General features: G+C 64.6%; 21 protein-coding genes and 1 pseudogene. 17 read left to right on the top strand and 5 right to left on the bottom strand.

The genetic code is table 11. The features are described from left to right. Positions 1–74 precede the first annotated feature (74 nt). Genes DESUT3_RS03915 through phnD form a run of 3 tightly spaced genes read right to left on the bottom strand, consistent with a single transcriptional unit; the run spans position 75 to position 3,774 of the window. Complete coding sequence (locus DESUT3_RS03915; RefSeq protein ID WP_221251159.1) at positions 75–1,421, bottom strand: sigma-54-dependent transcriptional regulator; 1,347 nt, start codon at positions 1,419–1,421, stop codon at positions 75–77. Beyond that, positions 1,418–2,902, bottom strand: a complete 1,485-nt coding sequence (locus DESUT3_RS03910) for a sensor histidine kinase (protein WP_221251158.1) — start codon at positions 2,900–2,902, stop codon at positions 1,418–1,420. Before DESUT3_RS03910 ends, DESUT3_RS03915 begins: the two co-directional genes overlap by 4 nt. Then, complete coding sequence (phnD, locus tag DESUT3_RS03905) at positions 2,893–3,774, bottom strand: phosphate/phosphite/phosphonate ABC transporter substrate-binding protein (protein ID WP_221251157.1); 882 nt, start codon at positions 3,772–3,774, stop codon at positions 2,893–2,895. Before phnD ends, DESUT3_RS03910 begins: the two co-directional genes overlap by 10 nt. Positions 3,775–3,849: 75 nt before the next feature. Between phnD and DESUT3_RS03900 the strand changes: the two genes are divergently transcribed. The 4 genes from DESUT3_RS03900 to arsB all read left to right on the top strand — a co-directional run bounded on the left by DESUT3_RS03900 (position 3,850) and on the right by arsB (position 7,807). Beyond that, positions 3,850–4,197 (top strand): ArsR/SmtB family transcription factor, encoded by a 348-nt coding sequence (locus DESUT3_RS03900; protein WP_221251156.1) that lies wholly within the window; start codon positions 3,850–3,852, stop codon positions 4,195–4,197. Positions 4,198–4,383: 186 nt separating this feature from the next. Then, positions 4,384–5,391 (top strand): ArsJ-associated glyceraldehyde-3-phosphate dehydrogenase, encoded by a 1,008-nt coding sequence (locus DESUT3_RS03895; RefSeq protein ID WP_221251155.1) that lies wholly within the window; start codon positions 4,384–4,386, stop codon positions 5,389–5,391. A 100-nt stretch (positions 5,392–5,491) separates the two neighbouring features. Beyond that, the gene (arsJ, locus tag DESUT3_RS03890) at positions 5,492–6,709 is read left to right on the top strand and encodes an organoarsenical effux MFS transporter ArsJ (RefSeq protein WP_221251154.1); all 1,218 of its coding nucleotides are present in this window, start codon (positions 5,492–5,494) and stop codon (positions 6,707–6,709) included. A gap of 27 nt (positions 6,710–6,736) precedes the next feature. Then, positions 6,737–7,807 (top strand): ACR3 family arsenite efflux transporter, encoded by a 1,071-nt coding sequence (gene arsB, locus DESUT3_RS03885; protein ID WP_221251153.1) that lies wholly within the window; start codon positions 6,737–6,739, stop codon positions 7,805–7,807. Positions 7,808–7,962: 155 nt separating this feature from the next. On the opposite strand, the pseudogene DESUT3_RS03880 reads toward arsB, so the two are convergent. Together DESUT3_RS03880 and DESUT3_RS03875 are read right to left on the bottom strand one after the other, a co-directional pair. After that, positions 7,963–9,030, bottom strand: a pseudogene (locus DESUT3_RS03880) (SO_0444 family Cu/Zn efflux transporter). 6 nt (positions 9,031–9,036) lie between these two features. After that, positions 9,037–9,396, bottom strand: a complete 360-nt coding sequence (locus DESUT3_RS03875) for an ArsR/SmtB family transcription factor (protein ID WP_225911613.1) — start codon at positions 9,394–9,396, stop codon at positions 9,037–9,039. Positions 9,397–9,575: 179 nt separating this feature from the next. Here DESUT3_RS03875 and DESUT3_RS03870 point away from each other — a divergent pair, with 179 nt between their 5' ends. The 13 genes from DESUT3_RS03870 to DESUT3_RS03810 all read left to right on the top strand — a co-directional run bounded on the left by DESUT3_RS03870 (position 9,576) and on the right by DESUT3_RS03810 (position 26,464). Next, positions 9,576–10,010 (top strand): hypothetical protein, encoded by a 435-nt coding sequence (locus DESUT3_RS03870; protein WP_221251152.1) that lies wholly within the window; start codon positions 9,576–9,578, stop codon positions 10,008–10,010. Between the two features lie 127 nt (positions 10,011–10,137). Then, positions 10,138–11,532: a cytochrome c biogenesis protein ResB gene (gene resB / locus DESUT3_RS03865; protein WP_221251151.1), complete on the top strand. Its 1,395-nt coding sequence runs from the start codon at positions 10,138–10,140 to the stop codon at positions 11,530–11,532. A gap of 2 nt (positions 11,533–11,534) precedes the next feature. Beyond that, positions 11,535–12,386: a c-type cytochrome biogenesis protein CcsB gene (gene ccsB / locus DESUT3_RS03860; RefSeq protein WP_221252458.1), complete on the top strand. Its 852-nt coding sequence runs from the start codon at positions 11,535–11,537 to the stop codon at positions 12,384–12,386. A 35-nt stretch (positions 12,387–12,421) separates the two neighbouring features. Then, positions 12,422–12,862: a hypothetical protein gene (locus DESUT3_RS03855; protein WP_221251150.1), complete on the top strand. Its 441-nt coding sequence runs from the start codon at positions 12,422–12,424 to the stop codon at positions 12,860–12,862. Positions 12,863–13,138: 276 nt separating this feature from the next. Then, positions 13,139–14,425, top strand: coding sequence for a TolC family protein (locus DESUT3_RS03850; RefSeq protein ID WP_221251149.1), 1,287 nt, complete (start codon positions 13,139–13,141; stop codon positions 14,423–14,425). Positions 14,426–14,617: 192 nt separating this feature from the next. After that, positions 14,618–15,952 carry an efflux RND transporter periplasmic adaptor subunit gene (locus tag DESUT3_RS03845; protein WP_221251148.1) on the top strand — a complete coding sequence of 445 codons (1,335 nt, stop codon included), beginning with the start codon at positions 14,618–14,620 and terminating at the stop codon, positions 15,950–15,952. 184 nt (positions 15,953–16,136) lie between these two features. After that, a complete protein-coding gene (locus DESUT3_RS03840; RefSeq protein WP_221251147.1) occupies positions 16,137–19,238 on the top strand; it encodes an efflux RND transporter permease subunit in 3,102 nt (1,033 codons plus the stop codon). A 220-nt stretch (positions 19,239–19,458) separates the two neighbouring features. Next, entirely contained in the window at positions 19,459–20,136 is a 678-nt protein-coding gene (locus DESUT3_RS03835) for a PTS sugar transporter subunit IIA (RefSeq protein ID WP_221251146.1), read from the top strand. A gap of 34 nt (positions 20,137–20,170) precedes the next feature. Further along, the gene (locus DESUT3_RS03830; protein ID WP_221251145.1) at positions 20,171–20,917 is read left to right on the top strand and encodes a YoaK family protein; all 747 of its coding nucleotides are present in this window, start codon (positions 20,171–20,173) and stop codon (positions 20,915–20,917) included. Next, complete coding sequence (locus tag DESUT3_RS03825) at positions 20,914–22,917, top strand: proton-conducting transporter transmembrane domain-containing protein (RefSeq protein ID WP_221251144.1); 2,004 nt, start codon at positions 20,914–20,916, stop codon at positions 22,915–22,917. The genes DESUT3_RS03830 and DESUT3_RS03825 overlap by 4 nt, the downstream gene beginning before the upstream one ends. After that, positions 22,914–24,881: a proton-conducting transporter transmembrane domain-containing protein gene (locus tag DESUT3_RS03820; protein WP_221251143.1), complete on the top strand. Its 1,968-nt coding sequence runs from the start codon at positions 22,914–22,916 to the stop codon at positions 24,879–24,881. The genes DESUT3_RS03825 and DESUT3_RS03820 overlap by 4 nt, the downstream gene beginning before the upstream one ends. Positions 24,882–24,888: 7 nt before the next feature. Continuing rightward, the gene (locus DESUT3_RS03815) at positions 24,889–25,803 is read left to right on the top strand and encodes a respiratory chain complex I subunit 1 family protein (protein ID WP_318835981.1); all 915 of its coding nucleotides are present in this window, start codon (positions 24,889–24,891) and stop codon (positions 25,801–25,803) included. A 22-nt stretch (positions 25,804–25,825) separates the two neighbouring features. Beyond that, positions 25,826–26,464 (top strand): hydrogenase, encoded by a 639-nt coding sequence (locus tag DESUT3_RS03810; RefSeq protein ID WP_221252456.1) that lies wholly within the window; start codon positions 25,826–25,828, stop codon positions 26,462–26,464.

The raw sequence follows: 26,464 nt of genomic DNA, 5'->3' as shown, positions 1-26,464 counted from the left end.
GACGGCTTGAAAATGGCCGGTGGGAGTCTTGAAGGAAAGTCAGGTAAGCATCACGACGAAAGAGCGGTGACGAATTAGCGGTCGACGAGTTTCTCCCACAGATTTTTTCGGGAGATCCCCAGGCGCTTGGCGGCGGCGGTGCGGTTCCCGCCCTCCTCTTCCAGCACCCGCTGAATGAAGCGCCTTTCAAAATCATGGATGGCTTCCTTCAGCGGCAGTTCGGTTCGAAAACACTGAAAAACCGGGGAGCCCTCACTGGCCTGCCGGGTCATTTCGATTGGCAGGTCACGAGGGGATATTTCCGTCCCCGGACTCATCACCTGGAGCCTTTCGATGAGGTTTTCCAGTTCGCGCACATTCCCGGGAAAAGGGTAGGCCTGGAGTCTTTCCAAGGATTCAGGACGAAGCCGGATCGGAGGCTTGGCATAGCGGTTGGCGTACTTGCGGATGAAATGGTCAACCAGCAAGGGAATGTCGGCCTGCCTCCGGCGCAGCGGCGGGAGTTTCAGGGGCACGACGTGCAGACGGTAGAAAAAGTCTTTGCGGATCACCCCTTCTTCGCGCAACTGGCTGAAGTCCCGGTTGGTGGCGGCCACCAGCCGAAAGGACACCGGAATGGCCTTCTCCCCTCCCAGGCGTCGGACCTGCCGCTCCTGCAGAACCCGCAGCAGTTTGACCTGCATGGCATGGGGGATTTCGCCGATTTCATCCAGAAACAAGGTTCCATCCTGGGCCTGCTCCAGGTACCCCCGATGGTCCCGCTCGGCCCCAGTGAAGGCCCCTTTGCCGTACCCGAAAAGCTCTGCCTCCAGAAGGGATTCAGGGATGGCGCCGCAGTTCACCTTGACCAGCGGACCATCTTTGACCGGGCTGCGGGAATGAATAAGATCCGCCACCAGTTCCTTGCCCGTCCCGCTCTCCCCCTGGATGAGAATCGTGGCGGAAGAGCCGGCGACATTTTCGGCCGCTTCCAGAAAGCGTCTGAACTCGGGGCTGCTGCCGACCAGGTTTGTATTTTGAGTCGATTTTCTGAGGTCGCGGTTCTCCTTTTCCAGGGAAACGAGTTGAAACAGGCGCTCCAGCTTAAGCAGCATGAGCTCAAGCCGAAACGGTTTGGCCAGAAAATCGTAGGCCCCTCTTTTCATCGCGGATACGGCCGCCTCGATGGTGGCCTGTCCGGTCATGAGCAGAACCGGGCAGGCGGGCTGCTGGGTGCGCAGAAGGTCCAGCACTCCGAACCCGTCCACATCCGGCAGGCAAATATCCACCAGCGCCACGTCAAAAGTCGAATGGCTCAACGCATCCAGCGCCTGCTGCCCGGTTGCCGCGGCAATTACCTCATAGCCGGCGTCGATCAACGCCTCCGCAAGCATTTCCCGATGGGCGGCCTCGTCTTCGACCAGAAATACGCGGTGACTCATTTCGTCGCCCCTTTTCGGTTTTTCGGTTTGGCTATGGGAATTCGGAAAATAATACCACTCCCCTTGTTCCGGCTCGAATCCAGTTCCAGACTCCCCCCATGCCGCTCGGCGATGTTGCGACAGATAGCCAGACCGAGGCCGGAGCCACGCCCCGGCTCCTTGGTGGTGAAAAACGGCTCAAAGATGCGTTTTCGAAGGTGAGGGGGGACGCCGGGGCCCGAATCGTCCACCCGGATGCAGTAATTGTCATCAAAATCGTAGGCCTGCAGCGTGATCAGGCCATTTTCAGGAGAAGCGTCGGCCGCATTCAGCACCAGGTTCAGAACCACCTGATTGACCTTGTCGGCATCGACCCACAGGGCTTTGGGCGTGCAAAGGTCCTTGCACTCCAGGCGAACCTTGCGCCCCTTTAAGGCCATCTTCGCCAGCAGGGAAATGCCGGCGAAAAAAGCCTGACTTTTCATCTCCCTCGATTCTACAGCCCCAGAGCGCGACAGATCCAGCAATTGGCCGACAATCCTCCTTATCCGCTCGACTTCTCCGGAAATCAGGGAGACATACTTGCCGGACTCCGCTCCCCCCTTGCGTTCCAAGTGATAGAGCGCCCCTAGAATGCCGGCCAGGGGATTGTTGACCTCGTGCGCGACACCCGAAACGATCATGCCGATCGTGGCAAGTTTTTCGTTTTCCAGCATCCGTTGCTGCGAAATCTGCCGCTCCCTCTCGCTTTTCTGGAGCCGATCCACCATGCGGAAGAAGCTGCTCTGCAACTGCCCGATTTCATCACTGCGAATGGCGGAAGGTGCAGTAGGGCGTAGACCTTCCTGCACCGCCTCCATTTGCCGGGAAAGCACGACCAGGGGCGCCGACAGTCTTCGAGCCACCAGGTAGAAGAGCAGCAGAGCCATGGCCGAAAAAACGCCGGCAAACCCGAGGAGGCCCTTCTTCAGGCTGGCCATGGTCGCTTCGAGGGGGGCCAGGGAAACGCCGACCCGCAGACACCCCCAGCGCTTCGTTCCAATCGCCAAGGGGGCGGCAAAATCGATGGCCGGCTGGTTATCGACCAACGTCTCCCCCTCCACGACCCCTGCCGCCGACAAGGCGGAACGGGTCAGGGGGTCCTGGTAAAGCGAGCCGTATTCGGAGAGACGATTGTGGGCCAGCACCCTGCCGTCCTGATCCAGAACCATGGCGTAGAGCGGACACAGCTGGTCATTGGCCATGATATCGGTGACGAAATTGTCGAGCAGGCCCCCTTCTTCAACGATCCCCAGTTCTTCATAAAGCAGGGCGTTGATGATGGGAATGGCCATGGAGGAAACCAGCAGAACCCCCTGACTGGATAGGTTCTGCCGCAACTGTGCCTTTTCCCGCTGCCATGTCCAGATCCCCCAGGCCGAGGAAAACAGGCAGGTCAGAGCCACCGCCAGAAGCATGAAGCGGGCCCGAAGCCCCCAGAAAAAAGAGGGTTTCAATGGCATCTGGCTCCGCACCCTTCGTCGATGCTGTCAAGCATTTCAAAGATGATCCGGTAATCGCTGGTTTGGGCCTCGGTAAACCCGTTGCGGAACTCGGGATCCCATCCCCGCATCTCTTTGATCTGCTCGGGACTCTTCCGGTTGATCGCCAGCAGGGCTGTCCTCAATGCCTCGACCACGGCCGGAGGCGTGTCATGCCGGACCACAATGGGAACGCTCGGAATAGGGCCGATGTTGGCCAGAAACCGCAAACCATGGAACTGGTACTGGTAAGCCACCACATCCTTGACCGCACCGGCGGCCACCTTCCCTTTAAGTACGGCCTTGACCACCTTGTCGTGGGTATCCAGGTTCTCGAAGGATTCCAGATCGAAAAGCGAGATCCCGCGGCGGAAAAGATAATGGCGGGGAATGAGGTTTCCCGAGGTGGAGTGGATGTTGCCGAAGGCGAAGGTGTGCCCTTTGAGGTCTTCCAGCGTTTGGATCGGGCTGTCCTGGCGCACAATGATGATGCTCTGGTAAAAGGCCTCTCCCAGGTTGTTCAGGGGTTTGACCAGAGGAATGACGCCGAATTCGCGAAACGCCTCGGCGAAGGTGACATCGCCCAGCGAGGCCACCTGGGTTTGGCCTTCCCGCAGCATGCGGATCGCATCGGCATAGCTGCGGGAGAGCTTCAATTCAAAACGAAACGGCGTATGCTCCGAAAGATAGTCCATGATCGGCTGATAGTTGCGGTACATGACCATGGGGTTGTAACGGGGGATGACGCCGAAATGAACGACGGGCTTTTCCACCTTCTCAGTAGCCCGGCCGGGCAAAGCGGTTGCCGGGAGAAGAAGAACTGCGATCAGAAAAACCAGAAGAGATCTTTTCATGCATTGCCCTTCGGATCTGAGTGTTCTTGCATTTAATGGCTTGACCTTATCCGCCTATCCGGATATTCTTTCCCCATGAAGAAGACGGCACATTTGTTCAAGGCACTTTCCGACGAAACCCGGTTGAGGATCCTTGCTCTTTTGAGCGCGGGTGAACTCTGTGTCTGCGACCTGGTGAGCATCCTCGAATTGCCCCAGTCCACCGTGTCCAGACATCTGGCCTACCTGCGCAACGCCGGCTTGGTCAGCGACCGCCGTCAGGGGGTGTGGATGTATTACCGGTTCGCTCAGCCCGCAGGCCCCCTGCACAAGGATCTGCTGGAGCTTCTGCAACATCGCCTCAGCGAGCTGCCCCTGGCGCGCCAAGACGCTTTGGCACTGGAACAACTGATTAACCAGAAAGGCACTGCGGCCTGCCGCTGATTTTTTTTCAGCCTAATTATCCGCTAATGCGGATACTATAGACTGATTAGAACAACGAAGTGAAGGGAAAAATACCTGTCCTCTGTCCGCCCAGTCCTGATGTGGCTGCAATCCTGGGGCGGTTTGAAAAAATGCTCCCCAATCGGACGAGTCTCTGTCAAGGCATTGAAAACCAAGGAGTGAATCATGAGCATCCGCATCGGCATCAACGGCTTCGGACGCATGGGACGGCTTGCGCTGCGCGCCGCCTGGGACTGGCCGGAGTTTGAGATCGTCCATATCAACGAGATTAAGGGGGGAGCCGAGTGCGCCGCCCATTTGCTGGAATTCGACTCGGTGCACGGACGTTGGAATCGAAGAATCGAACACGATGACCGATCGGTGTTCATCGATGGCAAGCGAATCGGCTTCAGTGAATACAAAACGCCCGGCGAAGTTCCCTGGAACGAACTGGGGATCGACATCGTCATCGAAGCCTCCGGGAAATTCCGCACCACCGAGCTGCTGCAGCCCTATTACGATCGCGGGGTGAAAAAGGTGATCGTCGCCGCACCCGTCAAGCAGGGGGCGCTGAACATCGTCATGGGGGTCAACGACCACCTCTACAATCCGGCCGAGCACCACCTGCTCACCGCCGCCAGTTGTACTACCAACTGCCTGGCCCCGGTGGTCAAGGTGCTGCACGAGAAGATCGGCATTGAGCACGGCGTGATCACCACCATCCACGACGCCACCAACACCCAGGTGGTGATCGACGCCCCCCACAAGGACCTGCGCCGGGCCAGGGCGGCAAGCATGTCGCTGATCCCCACCACCACCGGCAGTGCTACCGCCATCACCCTGATCTACCCCGAGCTCAAGGGCAAACTCAACGGCCACGCCGTGCGCGTACCGCTGTTGACCGGCTCGATCACTGATGCCGTGTTCGAGATGCAGCGCGCAGTCACAGCCGAAGAGGTCAACGCCCTGTTCCACGAGGCGGCCGACACCTATCTGCAGGGGATCCTCGGCATCGAGGAGCGTCCGCTGGTCTCCATCGACTTCAAGAGCGACCCCAGATCCGCCATCGTCGACGCCCCCAGCACCATGGTCGTCGACGGCACCCAGCTCAAGGTCTTCATCTGGTACGACAACGAGATGGGCTACGCCAACCGCATGATGGAGCTGGCAAAGAAAGTGGCGGACGGGCTGTAGGAGCTGGGCGAGGGGCCGCATCGGATCCGACTGATCCGTCGGATCGGACCAATCGGTCGGATCTGTCGCGGCCCCAAAGAAAAGGGCAAACAATAAACCCATGACCGACCTGAAAAACTACACCCTGGTCACCGGCGCCTACTGGGGCTTCACCCTCACCGACGGCGCCCTGCGCATGCTGGTGCTGCTGCACTTCCACGAACTCGGCTACACCGCGGTGCAGATTGCCCTGCTGTTTCTGCTCTATGAGTTCTTCGGGGTGGTGACCAATCTGGTCGGTGGATGGATCGGCTCGCACCTGGGGCTCAAGGTCACCCTTTTCGCCGGGCTGGCGTTGCAAGTTATCGCACTCGGGGCCTTGGGCCTGCTCGATCCGAACTGGACACCGCTCTTTTCGGTCTGCTACGTCATGGGGCTGCAGGCCCTCTCGGGGATCGCCAAGGACCTGACCAAGATGAGCAGCAAGAGCGCCATCAAGGTGCTGGTGCCTGCCGATGGCGACAGCACCCTGTTCAAGTGGGTGGCGATTTTGACCGGCTCGAAGAACGCCCTGAAAGGGGCCGGGTTCTTCCTCGGCGGCCTGCTGCTGACCACGGTCGGCTTTCGCGGGGCGCTCTGGCTGATGGCGGCGGGCCTGCTGCTGGTGCTGCTGGCGACCCTGCTCTCATTGCCGCGTGAGATCGGCATGGCAAAGAAGAAGACCCGGTTCAGCGCCATCTTCGCGAAAAGTCGCGACATCAATCTCTTGTCTGCAGCACGGCTGTTTCTGTTCGGCTCGCGAGATATCTGGTTCGTGGTTGGCCTGCCGGTCTTTCTCTCCGCCAGCCTGAACTGGAGTCATACCGAGGTTGGCGGCTATCTCGCCCTCTGGGTGATCGGTTATGGCGGGGTGCAGGCGTTGGCCCCCAAACTGCTGAAAAGGTCGTTGCGGGGCGGGACCCCACGCGGCGGGACAGCCAGCGTCGGGGCCTTTACCCTGGCAGGTTTGACGGCACTGATCGCCATTGGCGTGGCACTGGAGTTATCTCCCTGGCTGACGGTGGTCGTCGGGCTGGCCCTGTTCGGACTGGTTTTCGCCGTCAACTCCTCGGTGCACTCCTACCTGATCCTCGCCTACACCGAGGCCGATCAAGCGGCCCTCAATGTCGGCTTCTACTACATGGCCAACGCCGCCGGCAGGCTGGTCGGCACGCTGCTGTCGGGGATTGTCTTTCAGATGGCCGGCTTGGTGGGCTGTCTGTGGGTTTCGGCCCTGTTCGTGCTGCTGGCAGGAGGGATCTCGCTGTTGCTGCCACGCGGACACATTATTACGGCTTGATTTTACTCAACGAAAGGAGACCGCGCCATGCAGCACGGTTTGACCAAACAGCTCTCGTTTCTCGACCGCTACCTGACCCTGTGGATCTTTCTCGCCATGTTTGTCGGGGTCGGCGGCGGCTGGCTGTTCCCCGGGGTGAAGGATGTGGTCAACGCTTTTTCCGTCGGCACCACCAATATCCCCATCGCTATCGGCCTGATCCTGATGATGTACCCGCCGCTGGCCAAGGTGCGCTATGAGGAACTGGGCGAGGTGTTCGCCAACAAAAGGATTCTCGGCATCTCGCTGCTGCAGAACTGGGTGATCGGCCCCGTGCTGATGTTCACCCTCGCCATCCTTTTTCTCGGCAACTACCCCGAGTACATGGTCGGCCTGATCATGATCGGCCTGGCCCGCTGCATCGCTATGGTCATCGTCTGGAATGAACTGGCCAAGGGGAACACCGAATACTGCGCCGGGCTGGTCGCTTTCAATTCGGTCTTCCAGGTGCTCTTCTACTCGGTCTACGCCTGGTTCTTCGTCACCGTGTTGCCGCCGCTGTTCGGCCTGCAGGGAGCGGTGGTCGAGGTGAGCATCGGCCAGATTGCCGAAAGCGTGGCGATCTATCTTGGTATCCCCTTCGTCGCCGGGATGCTGACCCGCCTGGTGCTGCTCAAAGCCAAAGGGCGCGACTGGTACGAAAAGGTCTTCATGCCGAAGATCAGCCCCATCACCCTGATCGCCCTGCTGTTCACCATCGTCGTCATGTTCAGCCTCAAAGGGGAGCTGATTGTGACTATTCCCCTCGACGTGGTGCGCATCGCCATCCCCTTGCTGATCTACTTCGTGGCGATGTTTCTGGTCAGCTTTTACATGGGGGTCAAGGTCGGGGCGGATTATTCGAAGACGGCCACCGTCGCCTTCACCGCAGCTGGAAACAACTTCGAACTGGCCATCGCCGTGGCCGTGGCGGTCTTTGGACTCGATTCGGCGGTCGCCTTTACCGCCGTGATTGGCCCACTAGTCGAAGTTCCGGCTTTGATTGCCTTGGTCAACGTGGCGTTCTGGCTGCAGAAGAAATTTTACCGGCAGCCAGGGGCGGTCGGAGATATCGGGTAAAATTTCGCCAAAAAACCGCAGCACCTTGTCGCCCCGGAAAATCTTCGCCGTGTTCCTCAAGCTCGGCCTCACCCTCCCCTTCAAGGGGAGGAGAATTCTATTCATCAAGAGCAACGGAACATTTCCACTGCTTTGATACTGGTTTTCCTTTCATCTCACCCACCGCAACAGGCGCTTTTCTTCCCCCACGGCACCAGCTGCCAGGCCAGCATTGCCAGCAGCAGCACCGCCGAGGCCACGGCCAGCGGCGAGGCCGCCTCCTCCCCGGCGTACACCCAGCTCAGGATGTCGATGCCGCTCCAGGCATAGAGCCGGTTGACCAGCCAGCCCAGGGTCAGCGAACATACGGCGATGCAGGCGAGGTAGACCAGGGTGGCCGCCCGCCCCCAGTAGCGGTAGACAATGGTGATGGTCGCCGCGTTGGTGGCCGGCCCGGCGAGCAGGAAGACCAGGGCCGCACCGGGCGAGAGCCCCTTGAGGACCATGGCCGCGGCGACGGGGGTGGAGGCGCTGGCGCAGATATAGAGCGGAATGCCCACCACCAGCATGATCAGCAGCGAGCTCAGCTCGCCGCCCAGGTAGCGGGCGAAGAACTCGTCGGGCACCAGGTAGGCGATCACCCCGGCGACCAGGATGCCGAGCATCAGCCACTTGCCGATATCCCCCAGCAGTTCGCCGAAGGCGTAGCCGAGCCCGTGGCGCAGGCGGTGGAACAGCGGCGGTTTGTTATTGAGCGGGGCACCCCCGCCCGGCTTGGACGGTCAGCCACAGCCCGGCTGCTTGCCCTCCAGCGCCGAGGCCGGCTGCACCTCCTCGGGCAGGCGGTTGATCGCCAACCCGGTGACCATGGCGGTGACAAACGCCGCCACCGGCCGCAGCACGGTCATCAGCGGGTCGAGCAGGGCCCAGGTGATGGCGATGGAATCGACGCCGGTCTCCGGCACCGAGACCAGAAACGACGCAGAGGCCCCCTTGCTGGCGCCCTGCTTGCGCAGTTCCACCGCCGCGGGGATCACCCCGCAGGAGCACAGCGGCAGCGGCACCCCGAACAGTGAGGCCTTCAGCACCGATTTGAAGTTGTTCTCACCCAGGTGGCGGGCCACTGCCTCCTCGGGGATCAGCGCCTTGAGCACCCCGGCGGCGAAGAAGCCGAACAGCACGTAGGGGGCCGATTCGACCAGCACCACCCAGCACTCGTAAAGAATTCCCCAAAAAACGTCCATATCAACCTACCTGATTCTCTCTTCAACGTAACGCTCCCCTTCGGCCAGCAGGGTCCGCAGGTGAGCGTCGTCGAGGCTGTAATAGACCATCTTGCCGTCCCTCCGAAACCGGACCAGGCCGGCGGTACGCAGCAGCCGCAGCTGGTGCGAGACCGCCGAGGGGGACGAGTCGAGCAGCGCCGCCAGATCGCAGACGCACAGTTCCTCCACCGAAAGCGCCTGCAGCAGGCGCAGCCGGGTCGGCTCGCCGAGCAGCTTGTAGAGTTCGGCCTGGGCGAGCAGGTCCGCCTCGGCGGGCATGTCCCGGCGGGCCCTGGCCAGCCGGTCCTGGTGAACGATCGTGACTTGGCAAAGGTCGTGGTTCATGGCAACCCATCAATTGAACACTTATTCACATGTTTGTTAGATGATGCAGCGGCCGGCGACCTTTTGTCAACCGGCCGTTTTCATGAAAAATGACCGGATCGGTTCGGGACCCTCTTGCAAAAACTTCCCGGATTGGATTAACCTTGAAGGAATCGTTTTTTTTACTCAGGCAGCCACCCATGTCGAAACCCTTCAGCGGAAAAATCCTGGCCCTGCTCTGCATCCTGGCCTACCTGGCCTCGGGGTACGGGTACGTCCATGCCGCGGTCTGGTGTTTCGGCGTCGATGGGCACACCCGGTACAAGGTCCCAGCCGCAGGCGGCTGCGGTCCTGTCACCCAGGCGGAGAAGCAGGCTGACCCCGCCGCCCCGGCTCTGGCAAAGCCGGCCTGCTGCGGCCCCTGTCTCGACATCCCAACCTCTTTCACCGCCCGGGCGCTGAGCGGTAAACGCCTTGAAGCCAAACTGGCTCCGGCGGCTGTCTCGGTAGCTTCCCTGCTGCCTGCGCGCTCCCCGGCGGCGGCCGCCCTGGCCCTCCCCAGCCGGCTCCCCCAACCACCCCCTGCGGCCAACGCTCCCCTGACCCACCTGAAAACGGTTGTCCTTCTGAATTAAGCAACAGCCCCCCGTTTTTCCGCCCCCCGGCATCGTACGGAGGCTCCGCGGCGCAGTGCGCCCGAAGACCGCTCGCGTCCATCCGCGGGGACCAAGCTGTTGATCCGACATTCAGGAGATCCTTGCCTTGAGCGCAAAAAAAGAGACTTTTTTCCAGTCCCTCTGGAATTTTTTCTGTTCCCTCAAACTGACCATCATCACCCTGATCCTGCTGGCCGTCACCTCGATCATCGGCACGGTCATCCAGCAGAACCGCCCCGCCGCCGAATACATCCAGCAGTACGGAGAATCGACCTATCGCTTCTTCCTCAGCTTCCAGCTGACCGACATGTACCACTCCTGGTGGTTCCTGGCCCTGCTGGTGCTGTTCTGCATCAACCTGACCGCCTGCTCCATCAAGCGCTTCCCCCATGTCTGGAAGTCGGTCCGCCAACCGCTCCTGGTCGCCGACGAGACCCAGTTCAGGCTCTCGGCCAACGCCGATGAGCTTCTGGTCGATGCCCCGCCCGCCCGGGTCCGCGACCAGGTGGCCGATTTTCTCGGCGGCCGCTTCGCCGCGCCGACCCTCACCGAGCGCGAAGGGCGGCTGCACTTCTACGCCCAGAAGGCCCCCTGGGCCAGGCTGGGGGTCTACGTCACCCATCTCTCGATCCTGGTCATCTTCATCGGCGCCATCATCGGCAACCTCTGGGGCTTCAAGGCCTACGTGAACATCGCCGAGGGGACCGAGGAGAGCCGGGTCTGGCCCCAGAACGGCGGGGCCCCCATCGAGCTGGGCTTCGCGGTGCGCTGCGACGATTTCGAAGTCACCTACTACGACGGCAGCAACCGCCCCAAGGAGTTCATGAGCATCCTCGACATCGTCGACCAGGGCCAGGAGGTGGTCAGCGACCGCAAGATCATCGTCAACGACCCGATCACCTACAAGGGGATCACCTTCTACCAGTCGAGCTACGGCCCGGCCGGCGACCCGACGGTGCAGATGCGGGTCAAGCCCAGCAGCGGCGGCGAGCCCCTCGAGATCAGCGCGCGCCAGGGGGAACAGGTGGCACTGCCCGGGGGCTACTCCTTCGCCGTCACCGGCTTCACCCCCTCCTACAACCAGTTCGGCCCGGCGGTGCAGATGCACCTCAACACCCCCGAAGGCAAACACGGCAACCCCTTCATCGTGCTGCAGAACTTCCCCGACTTCGACGCCCGCCGCGGCGGCGAGTTCGCCTTCGCCCTGCTCGGCTTCAGCCAGCCCCAGTTCACCGGCCTGCAGGTGAAAAAGGACCCCGGCGTCTGGGTGGTCTGGCTCGGCTGCACCCTGCTGGTGCTCGGCTCGCTGGTGGCCTTCTTCCTCTCTCACCGGCGCATCTGGGTGAGCATCGAGGAGCAGGGCGGGCGCAGCCGCGTGCGGCTGTGCGGCTCGGCCCATCGCAACCAGCCGGCCTTCGAGCTCTATTTCGACCAGTTCAAGAAAGACCTCAGACAGCAACTCGCACCCTCGGCCGAAGGCGGCCGTGACGGAGGGAAATGACCATGACCAGCTCCATGTTGTTCAACGCCACGACCATCGCCTATTTCGCCTCGATGGTCCTGTTCGTCGTCTTCATCGCCGGCCGCAGCAAGGCGGTCGCTCTCATCGCCACCCTGGCCGCCTGGGCGGGTTTCGCCGCCAACACCGGCGCCATCGCCCTGCGCTGGATCGAATCAAAAAACATGGGCTACGGCCACGCGCCGCTCTCCAACCTCTACGAGTCGGTGGTTTTTTTCGCCTGGTCGATCCTGCTGATCTACCTGCTCTTCGATCTCAAGTACAAGCAGCGGTCGGTGGGCGCCTTCGTGCTCCCCTTCGCCTTTCTCGGCATGACCTGGGCGCAGCTGCGGCTCAACGACGCCATCGAGCCGCTGGTGCCGGCGCTGCAGAGCAACTGGCTGACCTACCACGTGATCACCTGCTTCATCGGCTATGCGGCCTTCGCCATGGCCTGCGGGGTGTCGATCATGTACCTGGTCAAGGTCGGCAAGGAGGAGAAGTTGCCTGAGAATTCGCCCGCCGGAGGGATTCTCGGCATGTTCCCCTCGGCCAAGATCCTCGACGACCTCAACTACAAGGCGATCATGGTCGGCTTCCCCATGCTGACCCTGGGGATCATCACCGGCGCCGCCTGGGCCAACTACGCCTGGGGCACCTACTGGAGCTGGGACCCCAAGGAGACCTGGAGCCTGATCGTCTGGTTCATCTACGCGGCCTTCCTGCACGCCCGCTTCACCCGCGGCTGGGTGGGGCGCAAGGCGGCCTATTTGTCAATCTTCGGCTTTGCCGCGACCCTGTTCTGCTACCTGGGCGTAAATCTGGTATTATCGGGGCTGCATTCCTACGGCGGGTAGGCCTGAGCGTTCACCGACCCTTGAGATTTTCGGCAATGACGAGACTTCTCCGGAAAACCACCGCGCTGCTGCTTCTGCTGAGCTATTTCTTCTTCGGCAGCACACCGGCCCAGGCCCTGCTCTGGTGCCAGGAGGCGGACGGGTACACCCACCTGGAGTTCAACCTGGCAGGCTCCTGCGAACTGAGCTGCGTCGGGGAGGAGAAGTTTCATCCGGATGAAGCAACCGCGCCGGGGGGGCCGAGCCTGGCCTCCCCGGCCGACCAATGCAGCGACACCACTCTCGCCCTGCAGCAATTGCGCTCCGAGCCGGGCCACCCCGAGCCCGGCCAGCAGCTGCTGCCGGCCCTTCCCTCGGCGACTTCCGCGACCCTCCGGCCGCAAGCCGCCCTGTTCCAGCCCGCCAAACCCGCACCGGCGCCGCCGCCCTCGCCCCAGTACCTGGTCGCCCTGCGCACCATCGTCCTGCGGAATTGATCCCCAGCTCACCCTCCCGGCCAGCGCGCCCCCGCAATTGCGCGGCGCGCTGAGCCGTCTTCGGCTTTCCTGACTTGGACCCGGAAAAAGCCTTTGGCCACGGATCAAATCTGATCAGATCGGATTTTGAATGATCAAAACCCGGAAGGCTATGCCTTTGCTTTCTCAGATTTTATCCGATCCTATCCGTGGCCAATTGAGGTTTTCAGGTTAGATTTTGGGGGAAAGGAGCATCGCCTTTCCCGCTCAACTTCAACTATGCAAAGGAGTGCATCCATGCGCAGAGCCATGATTCTGCTCGGTGCCCTGTATTTTCTGCTTCCGGCCGGCCCGGCCTGGAGCCAGCCGGACGACCTTCTACCCGCCGGAGAAAATCTCACCCTGACGAGGGCCCTCGCCCTGGCCAGCGAGCACAACCCGACCCTGGCCGCATTCGGCGAAGAGCTGCGCGCCAAGGACGCCACCGCCCTGCAGGCGGGGCTGCTTCCCAACCCCGAGCTGGCCATCGAGGTGGAGAACTTCGCCGGCGAGGACGAGCTCGAGGGCCTCGACGGCGCCGAGACCACCATCGCCCTCGCCCAGCTCGTGGAACTGGGAGGCAAACGGAGTAAACGCCGCCAGGTCGCCGGCTATGACAAGGACCTGGCTGGCTGGGACTACCAGGCCCGCAAGCTCGACCTGCTCGCCGGCACCGCCAAGGCCTTCATCCAGCTGCTGGCCGCCCAACAGAGCCTCGCCCAGGCCGGGGAACTGGCGCGGCTTTCCGAGCAGGTTTTTGAGGCGGTTGCCGCGCGGGTCGAAGCCGGCAAGGTGCCCCCGGTGGAGCAGACCCGGGCCCAGGTCGAGCTGGCCGCCGCCCGCACCGCGGCCTTCAGGGCCGGCCGCGATCTCGAGGCCGCGCGCCGGCGCCTGGCCGCCTTCTGGGGGGAGGAGCGCCCGGCCTTCGCGCGGGCGCTCGGCGACCTGACCGCCATCGCGCCCCTGCCCGCCGAGGAGCAGTTTGCCGCCCAGCTGGCGAACAACCCGGATCTGGCCCGCTGGGGGAGCGAACTCGAGCAGCGCGAGGCCTCGCTGGCCCTGGCCCGGAGCGCGGCCATCCCCGACCTCACCCTCAGCCTGGGGGTGCGTAACTCGCAGGAATCCGACAGCAACGCCCTGGTGGCGGGGATCGAACTGCCCCTGCCGCTGTTCGACCGCAACCAGGGGGGCATTCGCGAAGCCCGGGCAATCCTGGAGAAAGCACGCGCCGAGCGCCGGGCCGCCGCAAGCGAAGCGCGGGCCGGCCTTGCCGAAGCCTGGCAGAACCTCGCCGCCGCCCACGCCGAGGCGAGCGCCCTGCGCGACGAGATCCTGCCCGGGGCGCAGAGCGCCTTCGAGTCGACCGAATTTGCCTACCGTGAGGGGAAGTTCGACTTTCTGCAGATGCTCGACGCCCAGCGCACCCTGTTCGAGGTCAGGAGCCAGTACCTCCAGGCCCTGACCAGCTACCACCTGGCGCGCACCGAGGCGAAACGCCTGATCGGGGCGCCGCTGCACGATCTGTTGGAAACCGCTGATAAATAAAACAAACAAACGGCAATTAGCCACGGATAAAGGCGGATAAAATCGGATCAATCAAAGACATGGGTTTGTTCAGAGATGCATTTTCCGGGGTATCGACAATAAGTCTCCAAGATCTTGAAAATCAGATTTGATCAGATTTGATCCGTGGCCAAATAGTTTTTCCAAGACCAGTCCACGCATTGAGGTGAATAGATGAAAACCAGAGCACTGATTGTGTCCACCCTGTTTCTAGGCATCCTCGCCTTCGCTGCCGCCCCCTGGCGGCCTGCAGCCGCAGCCGGCGAAGCCCCTGCCGCCCACGACCACGACAGCCACGATAAAGGGGAGCAACTGGACGATCTGTTCGACGAGGAAGAGTCCGGCGACGAGCATGCCGGCCATGAGGATCATGAGCGCCACGACGATCACGCCGACCGCGATGAACATGACGAGCATGACGGTCATGAGGGACACGACGAGCACGGCGAAGAGGTGGTGAAGCTTTCGCCGGCGGAGCTGAAGGAGTTCGGCATCGAGCTGGCCAGGGCTGCCAAGGGCTCCCTCGACCAGTATGCCGAGCTGCCCGGCGAGATCGTCCTCAACGCCGACCGCCTCGCCCATGTCGTCCCCCGGGTGCCCGGCATCGTGCGCGAGGTGCGCAAGAGCCTCGGCGATCAGGTCAAGGCCGGCGAGGTGATGGCGGTCATCGACAGCCGCGAGCTGGCCGAGGCCAAGGCGGCCTTCCTGGCGGCCGACGAGCGCCGCAAGCTGGCCCAGGCCAGGTTCGAGCGTGAGGAGCGGCTCTGGCAGAAGAAGGTCACCAGCGAGCAGGAATATCTCGACGCCCGCCAGGCGCTGGCCGAGGCGCGCATCGAGAGGAACTCGGCGGAGCAGCAGCTGCACGCCCTGGGCTTCTCCGACGCCTACCTCAAGGAGCTGCCCGGGCACGCCGACGTCACCTACACCCGCTACCAGATCCGGGCGCCCTTCGCCGGCACCATCATCGAAAAGCACCTGACCCTGGGCGAGAGCGTCGGCGCCGATGCCGAGATCTTCACCATCGCCGACCTGGCCACGGTCTGGGTCGACATCAACGTCTACCAGAAGGACCTGGCCCAGATCCACCGGGGGCAGAACGTGCTGATCGAGATCGGCCACGGCATCCCGGCCGTCAGCGGCGAGATCGCCTGGGTCGGCCCCCTGGTCGGCGAAGCGACCCGCACCGCCAAGGCCCGCGTGGTGCTGCCCAACCCCGAGGGGACTCTACGCCCGGGCCTGTTTGTGACCGCCCGGGTGGCGGTGGCCAACAGCACGGCGGGGATCGTCGTGCCCAAGAGCGCCCTGCAGACCTTCGAGGAGCGCACCGTGATCTTCGTGCAGACTGCCAAGGGCTTTGAGCCGCAGCCGGTGCAGACCGGCCGCCAGAACGCCGCCCAGGTGGAGATCCTCGCCGGACTCAAGCCTGGCCAGACCTATGTGAGCAAGGGGGCGTTCACCCTGAAGGCTCAACTGTCCAAGGGCGCCTTCGGCGACGGCCATAATCATTAAAACCGAAAGGACGAGTTCGGCCACGGATAAAATCCGATCAATTCGGATAAGTCAAAGGCAGAGGCTTTTTTCAGGCTCAATCACCTGTCTTTTGGGGTCTGATTTCTTTTAAGGTTTTGAAAATCAGATCTGATCAGATTTGATCCGTGGCCAATTACGCCTTTTAGATTTAAAGGGATCCTCTATGGAAAACATCATCCGTTTTGTTCTGCGCAGCCGCCTGCTGATGAGCGTGCTCGGCGTGCTGGTGCTGGCCGCTGGCTGGTACAGCTACCGGCAGCTGCCCGTCGACGCTTTTCCCGATGTCACCCCGGCGCTGGTGCAGGTTTTTACCGAAACCGAGGGGCTGGCCCCCGAGGAGGTGGAGAAATACGTTACCTACCCGGTCGAGACGGCCATGAACGGCCTGCCCGATCTCAAGGAGATCCGCTCGGTCTCCAACTTCGGCCTGTCGGTCATCAACATCTACTTCGAAGACGGCACCGACATCTATTTCGCCCGCCAGCTGGTGGGCGAGCGCCTGCAGCTGGCTCGCGAGCAGATCCCAGAAGGGTTCGGCGAGCCGGAGATGGGCCCCATCGCCACCGGCCTGGGGCAGATACTTTTCTATGTGCTCGAGGATGAAAAAGCCAGCCGCAGCCCGGAGGAGATGCGCGAGATCCAGGACTGGTTGATCAAGTTCAACCTGCAGACCGTCCCCGGGGTGACCGAGGTGCTCTCCCTGGGCGGCGAGGTCAAGCAGTTCCAGGTGCAGGTGCGCCCCGCCGACCTGCTGCGCTACGACCTGGCCATCGACGAGATCGTCGAGAAGGTGCAGGCCAACAACGGCAACGTCGGCGCCCAGTTCCTGGTGAAAAACGCCGAGGAATACATCGTGCGCTCCGTCGGCCTGGCCGAGCGGATCTCCGACCTGGAGCGCATCGTGCTCAAGGTGCAGGACGGCACCCCGGTCTACCTCGAGCAGGTGGCCGATGTGGTCATCGGCGGCGAGATCCGCCGGGGGCTGGCCACCATGAACGGCGCCGGCGAGGTGGTGGTCGGCATGGTGCTCAAGCTGATCGGCACCAACACCTCCACGGTCATCGCCGACGTCAAGGCCAAGCTCGACGAGGTCAACAAGGTGCTCCCCGAGGGGGTCAGGGTCATCCCCTACTACGACCAGGCCACCCTGGTCGGCAAGTGCGTCAAGACCGTCACCGACGCGCTGGTGTTCGGCGTGCTGCTGGTCGCCGGGGTGCTGCTGATCTTCATGGGGGGCTTCCGGGCCAGCCTGGTGGTGGCGCTGTCGATCCCGTTTTCGATCTTCTTCGCCTTCATCCTGATGAAGATCTTCGGCATCAGCGCCAACCTCATGTCGCTGGGGGGGCTGGCCATCGCCATCGGCATGATGGTCGATGCCACCATCGTCATGGTGGAGAACGTCGACCGCATGCTGCGCGAGGCCGACCCGCAGGACTCGCGCCGGGCCATCGTCGCCCGGGCCTGCGCCGAGGTGGGCCGGCCGATTATCTTCGCCATTGCCATCATCATCATCGTCTTTCTACCCCTGTTCACCCTGCAGGGGGTCGAGGGCAAGACCTTCAAACCGCTGGCCCACACGGTTTCCCTCGCCATGCTAGGCTCGCTGCTCTATGCCCTGCTGCTGGCGCCGGTGGCCTCGCACCTGCTGATGCGCCGGCCCAAATCGGTGGCCGAAGGCAAAGGGCCCAAGGAGGCCTGGATCATCCGCTGGCTGCTGCTCCCCTACCGGCCGGCACTGAGCCTGTTCGTGCGCCACCGTTCGCTGGCGGTGGGGCTGGCGGTCGCGATGCTGGCCCTCGGGGCGCTGGTGCTGCCGCGGCTCGGCTCGGAGTTCGTCCCCCGTCTCGACGAAGGGGATCTGCTGGTGCGGGCGACCATGGCGCCCTCCATCGCCCTGGAGGAATCCCGTGACACCATGCTGCGCTTCGAGCGCCGCATGTTCGCGCAGTTCCCCGAGGTGGAGCGGATCGTCACCCGCGTCGGCCGCGGCGAGGTCGGGGCGCACGCCGACCCGGTCAACAGCGCCGAGGCCTTCGTCGCCCTCAAGCCGCAAGGAGAGTGGACCAGCGCCGAGACGCCGGATGCACTCTACGAGAAGATGAGCCACGCCTTCGAGGATTTCCCGGGCGCCCAGTTCAACTTCACCCAGCCCATCGCCGCGGCGGTGGACGAGCTGCTTACCGGCACCAAGGCCGAGCTGGCGATCAAGATCTTCGGGGCCGACATGGAGGTACTGAAAGAAAAAGCAACCGAGATCGAGGCGGTGATCCGCGAGGTTGCCGGGGCCAGCGACGTGCAGAAGGACCAGGTCACCGGCACCCCGCAGCTGCGCATCCGCATCGACCGCCAGGCCATCGCCCGCTACGGCATCAACGTAGAGGACGTGCAGAGCGTCATCCGCACCGCCGTCGGCGGCGAAACCGCCGGACAGATTTTCGAAGAGATCCGCCGCTTCGACATCTTCGTGCGCTTCGCTCCCGAAGCGCGCGCCGATGCCGAGGCCATCAAGCATATCCTGATCGCCGCGCCCGACGGGGCCAAGGTTCCGCTGGACCAGCTCGCCTCCATCGACGAGTTCGTCGGCCCGCGCCAGATCACCCGCGAAAACAATCAGCGCTTCATCACCGTGCAGACCAACGTGCGCGGCCGCGACATTGGCTCCTTCGTCGCCGAAGGCCAGCAGGCCATCGCCGAAAAGGTGCAGATGCCGGCAGGCTACCTGGTCAGCTGGGGCGGGCAGTTCGAGCTGCAGCAGCAGGCCAACAAGCGCCTGGCGCTGGTGGTGCCGGTGACCCTGTTGGTGATCTTGCTTCTGCTGTTCATGAACTTCAATTCGCTGAAAAACACGTTCCTGATCTTGCTCAACATCCCCCTGGCCCTGGTCGGCGGCATCGTCGGGCTCTGGGTGACCGGGCAGAACCTTTCGGTCCCCTCCTCGGTCGGCTTCATCGCCCTGTTCGGCATCGCCCTGGAGAACGGCATGGTGCTGGTCACCTACCTAAACCAGCTGCTGCGCGACGGGGTGGCCATCGACGAGGCCTCGATCAAGGGGGCCTGCCTGCGCCTGCGACCGGTGCTGATGACCGCCATCACCACCGCCCTGGGGCTGATCCCGCTGCTCTTCTCCAGCGGGACGGGGAGCGAAGTGCAGCGCCCCCTGGCCACGGTGGTGGTGGGCGGGCTGGTGACCTCGACCATACTCACTCTGCTGGTCATTCCGGCGCTCTACAAATGGTTCGCCGTCAAGGTGGAGACGGAGGTTTAGGCCAGACAACTGACCTCCTGGACGGCAACCCATCCCCGGGGGGCTGTCCCGCCAAACGACCGCCCCTTGCCCTTAGCACTTTAATGCCATTGCCCACGCCAGCCGGCGTGGGCTTTTTTCCAGCTGCGCGCCCCCTTCGCCCCCTTGACATCTCTCCCGCAAAGCATGTAATGTCCAAAGATGTCCAAAGCCAGACACTTTTGTCCCATCCGGAGCAATAATGAACCTTTCTGTTAAAGATGCGGCCCGTCTGCTCACGGTCTCGGAAAAGACCATCTACCGCTGGATCAAACAGGAGATCGTCCCGGCCTACAAGGTCAACGAGAGTTACCGCTTCAACCGGGCCGAGCTGATCGAGTGGGCCACCTCCCGCCGGATGGGCCTGGCGGCCGACGCCTTCAGTGAACCGGAGACCGACGCCCAGCCGCTGCCGACCCTCTACGAGGCGCTGGAGGCCGGCGGGGTGTTCTACCGCATCGAAGGGAAAAACCGCGACGAGGTGCTGGCCGACGCGGTGGCTCACCTGCGCCTGCCCGAGGAGGTGGACCGCGGTTACCTGCAGCAGGTGCTGGTCGCCCGCGAGCAGCTCGCCTCCACGGCGGTGGGCGGAGGCATCGCCATCCCCCATCCGCGCAGCCCCGGGCTGCTGCACGTCACCCGGCCGACGGTGACCCTCTGTTTTCTGGAAAACCCCGTCGCTTTCCACGCCCTCGACGGCAAGCCGGTAGGGGTCCTGCTGTTGATCATCTCGCCGACCCTGCGCTTTCACCTGCACCTGCTCTCCCGGGTCGGTTTCGCCCTGCAGGATGCCGAGTTCGCCCGGGCGCTGCGCAGCGAACAGAGCCGGGAAAAGATTTTCGCCGCGCTGGCCGCTGCCGAAGGAAGGTTTCAGGGGTGATACGAACCCCGCCGGCGGAGGAAAAGTAACGGATATGCCTTATTCGCCATTCAAGGAAAAAAGCACGCTCCACCGGGAACGCCCCTGGGTCTTCGTCTACGGGGCCCTGCTCGCCGGAACCGCCGGTTACGTCAACGCGGTACTGCTGGGGATCTACCATGTCCCGGTCAGCCACATGTCCGGGGCCGTCGCCCGCCTGGCCATCGACCTCTCCACCTGCAACCGCCAGGACCTGGAAGGGGCGATGGCCATTTTCTTTGCCTTTTTGTGCGGCGCCATCCTCAGCGGCCTGGTCATCGGCGGCACCAAGGTGCAGCCGGGCCGCCGCTATGGCGTAGCGATGATGTTCGAAGGGGCCCTGCTGGCCCTGGCGACCTTTTTGCTGGTCACCGGCCGTTCGGGCGGCATCGCCACGGCGGCCATGGCCTGCGGGCTGCAAAACGCCATGGCCAGCAGCTACTGCGGCCTGATCCTGCGCACCACCCATGTCACCGGCATCGTCACCGATATCGGGGTGATGCTCGGCCACTGGCTGCGCTACCGGCGCACCGAGTTCTGGAAACTGGTCCTGTTGCTGTCGATCCTCTGCGGTTTTTTCGGCGGCGGCCTGCTCGGCGCGGCCTGCCATGCCCGGGTCGGGGCGATCGCCCTGCTGCTGGTCGCCGCCGGCTGTACCCTGGCCGGGGCATTCTATTACGCCTGGCGCCGCCGTCATCTCAATGAACTCCCCCTGGAGCGCTGGGGGTATTTCCCACCGCAGGAGGCGGATTCGCTCAAATGACCCTGCTGCTTGCAGCCATGGCGATTCTGGCCGGCGGCGCGCTGGCGGCGCTGCCGGCGGCACGCCGCCCCGAGCTGGCCAGCCGCGTGGGCGCCCTCGTCGCCCTGCTCGGCAGCCTGCCGGCGGCGGCCGCCGCGCTGCGCGTGCTGCTGAGCGGCGAAGCCGCCTCCCTGAATCTGCCCTGGTCGGTCCCCGGCGGCGCCTTCGCCCTGGCTCTCGATCCGCTTGCGGCGTTCTTCCTGCTCCCCATCGCCCTGCTGGCCCCGCTCTGCGCCCTCTACGCCGGCCCCTACCTGCGCCAGGAGGGGCGGCATCGCTCCCTGGCCCCGCACTGGTTTTTCTTCAACCTGCTGATCGCCGCCATGCTGCTGGTGGTCACCGCGGCCAACGCGGTGCTGTTTCTGGCCGGCTGGGAGCTGATGACCCTCTGCTCCTATTTCCTGGTCGCCTGGGACCACCGACATCCCGAGGTGCGCCAGGCGGCCTGGCTCTACCTGATGGCGGCCCATTGCGGGCTGATGCTGCTGCTGGTCCTGTTTCTGCTGGCCGGCAGCTACTGCGGCAGCCTGAATTTCGCCGATTTCGCCCCCCTTTCCGGGCTCCCGGCGACGGCAGCGGCCACCCTCTTTCTGCTGGCGGTGGGGGGCTTCGGCGTCAAGGCGGGGCTGTTTCCCCTGCACGTCTGGCTCCCCGACGCCCACCCGGCGGCCCCCAGCCACGTCTCGGCGCTGATGTCCGGGGTGCTGGTAAAAACCGGCATCTACGGCATCCTGCGCATGGCGACCCTGCTGCCTCCCGCCCCCGCGTGGTGGGGCTGGCTGCTGGCCCTGCTCGGCATCGGCGGGGCTCTCTACGGCATCAGCCTGGCGGCGCTGCAGCGCGACATCAAGCGCTGCCTGGCCTACTCCACGGTGGAGAACGTCGGCATCGTCTTTCTCGGCCAGGGGGTCGGCATGGTGGCGGCAGGCCAGGGGCATCCGGCGATCGCCGCCCTGGCCCTGGCCGGCGGCCTGCTGCACCTCTGGAACCACGCCCTGTTCAAGGGGCTGATGTTTCTCGGCGCGGGGGCGCTGTTCACCGCCACCGGCACCCGCGACATGGACCGCATGGGCGGACTGCTGCGGCGCATGCCGACGACCGGCGCCCTGTGGCTCGGCGGCAGCCTGGCCATCGCCGCCCTGCCGCCGCTCAACGGCCTGGTCGGCGAGTGGCTGATCTACCTGGGCCTGCTGCAGTCGGGGCTCACCGAGACCGGGTTCGCCACCCTGGCACCGCTGCTGCTGGTCGGCCTGCTGGGGCTGACCGGGGCGCTGGCGCTGGTCACCTTCACCCGCCTGGTCGGCATAAGCCTGCTCGGCGAGCCCCGTTCGGAGGCCGCCGGCCAGGCCCGGGAAGCCGCTCCTGAGATGCGCGCCGCCATGGCCGTGCTGCTGAGCGGCTGCCTGGCCGTGGGGCTCTATCCCCAGGGGGCGCTGCGGCTGCTGGCCACCCCGCTGGCCGTCCTCGATGCCGAGGCGGGCGCCGCCCTGGCCGGCCCCGCCGGGCAGCTGGCCGGGCTCGGACGCTGGGCGCTGCTGCTCTGGCTGGCTCTGGCCGCGGCGGCCCTGCTGCTGGCCGCCCTGCGCCGCCGGTGCGGCCGGGCCGCAGAACCGACCTGGGGGTGCGGCTTCGCCTTCCCGGCCCCGCGCATGTCTTACACCGGCGAAGCGTATGCCGAGCTTTGCCAGGATCACCTGCTCCCCAAGGTGCTGCGTCCCCAGGTCGAAGGGGGACGGGTGCAGGGGCTGTTTCCCGCTCCAGCGCGGCTGCGCCAGTCTTCCAGCGACCCGACCCTGGAGCGGCTGCTGCGGCCGTTTTCCGCCTGGGTCGCCGAGCGCTGCGTGAAGCTGCGCTGGCTGCAGCAGGGGCGGCTCCACGCCTACCTGCTCTATATCTTCATCACCTGCGCGGCCCTGCTCGGCTGGATCGTCCTCGCGGGCCACGGCGGAGGCAGCTCATGAGCTGGCTGCTGGCGGGCATCGGGCTGATCATGACCGCGGGGCTGTCGGGGCTGCTGGCCGGGCGACAGGGCGGGGGCGGCGAAAAACCGGCCTGTGCGCTGTTGCTCGCCGGGACCCTGCTGGCAGGGGGTGGGATCGCCGGGGCATTGGCCGGCAAACTGGAAGCCTCGCTGCGCCTGCCCTGGCCGGTTCCGGGCGGCGAATTGGCGCTGGGGATCGACGGCATCTCGGCCCTGTTCCTGTTCCCCCTGCTGCTGATCGCCGCCGCCGGCAGCCTGTTCGGCCTCGGCTACTGGACCCGGCGCCACCACCCCCGGGGCGGACGCCGGCTGCGGCTTTTCTACGGCCTGATCACCGCCGCCATGCTCCTGCTGCTGGTGGCCCGCAACGGCCTGCTGTTCCTGGTTGCCTGGGAAATCATGGCCCTCTCGGGTTTTTTTCTCATCACCACCGAGGAGCACAAGGGCGAAGCGCGCCGGGCCGGGCTGATCTACCTGGCGGCCACCCACACCGGCACCCTGGCCCTGTTCGCGCTGTTCGCCCTGCTCGAGCAGGCCGCGGGCAGCTTCGCCTTCCCCGCCGGCGGAACTCTGGCGGCCGGCGGCGCGCCCCTGTTTCTGCTCGGGCTGGCCGGCTTCGGCCTCAAGGCCGGGCTGATGCCGCTGCACATCTGGCTGCCCGGCGCCCACGCGGCGGCCCCCAGCCACGCCTCGGCGCTGCTCTCCGGGGCGATGATCAAGACCGGCATCTACGGGCTGGTGCGGCTGAGCTCCTTCTTCGCCGAGATCCCTCCCTGGTGGGGCTGGACGGTGCTCGCCCTGGGGGCGCTCTCCGGGGTGCTCGGGGTGGTGCTGGCCCTGGCCCAGCACGACATCAAGCGGCTGCTCGCCTACCACAGCGTGGAGAACATCGGCATCATCGCCCTCGGCCTGGGGATCGCCCTGCTCGGCCGCAGCCACCAGGTGCCGGAGTTGGTCCTGCTGGGGATCGGCGGGGCGCTGCTGCACGTGGTCAACCACGGGCTGTTCAAGTCCCTGCTGTTTCTAAGCGCCGGCAGCCTGATCCACGCCACGGGCACCCGGGAGATCGACCAAATGGGCGGGCTGCTGCGACGCCAGCCCTGGACCGGGGTCTGCTTTCTCGGCGGGGCGGTGGCGATCTGCGGGCTCCCCCCCTTCAACGGCTTCGTCAGCGAATGGCTGATCTACCTGGGGGCGTTTCGCGCCCTTCGCCAAGGCCCCCTCGCCTTGCAGCTGGCGGCGATGGTCGCCCCGGCTCTGGCGCTGATCGGCGCCCTGGCGCTTGCCTGCTTCGTCAAGGTGTTCGGCATCGCGTTTCTCGGCGAGCCGCGCAGCGACGGGGCGCTAAAGGCCCGCGAAGCCGGGCCGGCCATGCGCTGGCCGATGGCGCTGCTGTTTGGGGCCTGCGCCTGGATCGGCCTGCTCCCCTGGACCCTGGCGCCGCTGCTGCAGCGGGCCGCGCTCGACTGGAGCCCGCTGGCCGCCGCGGTTTCGCTGGCGGCGCCGCTGGCCCCTCTGCACTGGGTCGGCCTGGGCGGCTGGCTGCTGGTTCTGGCACTGGCGGGATGCGGCGGGTGGCTGGCCGGGCACAGTCGCAGGGCCCCCAGGGACGTCGCCACCTGGGGCTGCGGCTTTGCCCGGCCGACCACCCGCATGCAGTATTCGGCCTCCTCCTTCGCCGATTTTCTGGCGGGCCTGTTCCGCTGCGGCCTGCTGACGGAGCGTCACGGCGGCAGGGTCGAAGGGCTCCATCCCGGGCCGGCGGAGCTCTCCACCCATACCCCGGACGCCGTGCTCGACCGGGTGCTGCTGCCGGCCTCGGGGAAGCTTGCCTGGCTGTTCACCTGGCTGCGCGCGGTCGTACAGAACGGCCGGGTCGGCCTCTACCTGCTCTACCTGATCCTAACCCTGCTGGCCCTGCTGGGCCTGGTTCTTCTCACCTGAGGTCGTGATGACAATCGCCCGGCTGCTGCTCCATCTGTTTCTGCTGCTGACCTTCGCCCCTTTGCTGCAGGGGGTGATCGCCCGGACCAAGGCCCGCTTCGCCGGCCGCAGCGGGGCGCCCCTGCTGCAGCCCTATTACGACCTGGCCCGGCTCTGGCGCAAGGGGTTCGTCTTCAGCCGCACCACCACCTGGGTCTTCCTGGCGGGCCCGGTAACCGCCCTGGTGGTGCCCCTGCTGGCCTCCCTGCTGGTTCCCTTCGGCGCCCTGCCGGCCCCGTTCTCCTTCGACGGGGACCTGATCCTGTTCGTCTACCTGTTCGGCCTGGCCCGCTTTTTCACCGCGACGGCCGCTCTCGATACCGGCTCGAGCTTCGAAGGGATGGGGGCCGCCCGCGAGGTGACCTTCGCCTGCCTGGCCGAGCCGACGGTGCTCTTCGCCCTGATCGTGCTGGCCCGGGTAAGCGGCGGGCTGTCCCTGAACACCCTGCTGGGCCCCGGGCTGGCCGCCGGCTGGCAAACTGCCGGGGCCTCGCTGGGGCTGGTCGCGGTCTGCCTGTTTTTGGTGCTGCTGGTGGAAAACTCGCGCATCCCCTTCGACGATCCCAACACCCACCTGGAGTTGACCATGATCCACGAGGTCATGGTCCTCGACCACAGCGGCCCGGCCTTCGGTCTGATCCTCTACGGGTCGGCCATGAAGCTGATGGTGCTGGGCGCCCCGCTGGTGCGCCTGCTGCTCCCCTGGCAAAGCGGCAACCTGCTGCTGGACGCCCTGGTGTTTCTGGCGGGGATGTTGGCGCTGGCGGTGCTGGTGGGAGTGGTCGAATCGAGCATGGCGCGGCTGCGCCTGGTGCGCATCCCCCAGGTGCTGGTCGGCACCACCTTGCTGTCGATGTTCGCCCTGGTGCTGGTGCTGCGCTGAGAGGAGAGGCGAAATGGAAGCGATGAATCAATTGAGCAACCTCTGCCTGCTGCTGGTGATCCTGCTCAACTTCTTCACCCTGGGCAGCGCCCGGCTCGGCGCCTGCATCCGGGCGGTGGCGCTGCAGGGGGGACTGCTGGCCCTGCTGCCGCTGCTCGCCCACGGGCTGAACGCCCACACCCTGCTGCTCGCCGCCGGCGCCCTGGGACTCAAGGGGCTGCTCATCCCCTGGCTGCTGTTGCGGGCGATCCGCGAGGTGCGCATCCGCAAGGAGGTCGAACCGCTGATCGGCTTCGTCCCCACCCTGGTGCTGGGCGCCCTGTTCACCGCCGGAGCCTTCATCTTCGCCGACTCCCTGCCGCTGGTCCCGGCCCACCACCAGGGGCTGTTCGTGCCGACCTCCCTGGCCACCCTGTTCGCCGGTTTTCTGCTGCTGATGAGCCGGCGCAAGGCGATCACCCAGGTGCTCGGTTACCTGATCCTGGAAAACGGCATCTTCATCTTCGGCACCCTGCTCTCCGAGGCCCTGCCGCTGATGGTCGAGGCCGGGGTGCTGCTCGACCTGCTGGTCGGGGTCTTCGTCATGGGGATCGTCATCAACCAGATCAACCGGGAATTCTCCACCCTGAACACCGAACGCCTCTCTGCATTGAAGGAATGA

The organism is Desulfuromonas versatilis (genome assembly GCF_019704135.1).
GTDB lineage: Bacteria > Desulfobacterota > Desulfuromonadia > Desulfuromonadales > NIT-T3 > Desulfuromonas_A > Desulfuromonas_A versatilis.
The sequence above is the reverse complement of the archived record's forward strand: the minus strand, read 5'-3'. Positions and strand labels throughout refer to the sequence as shown.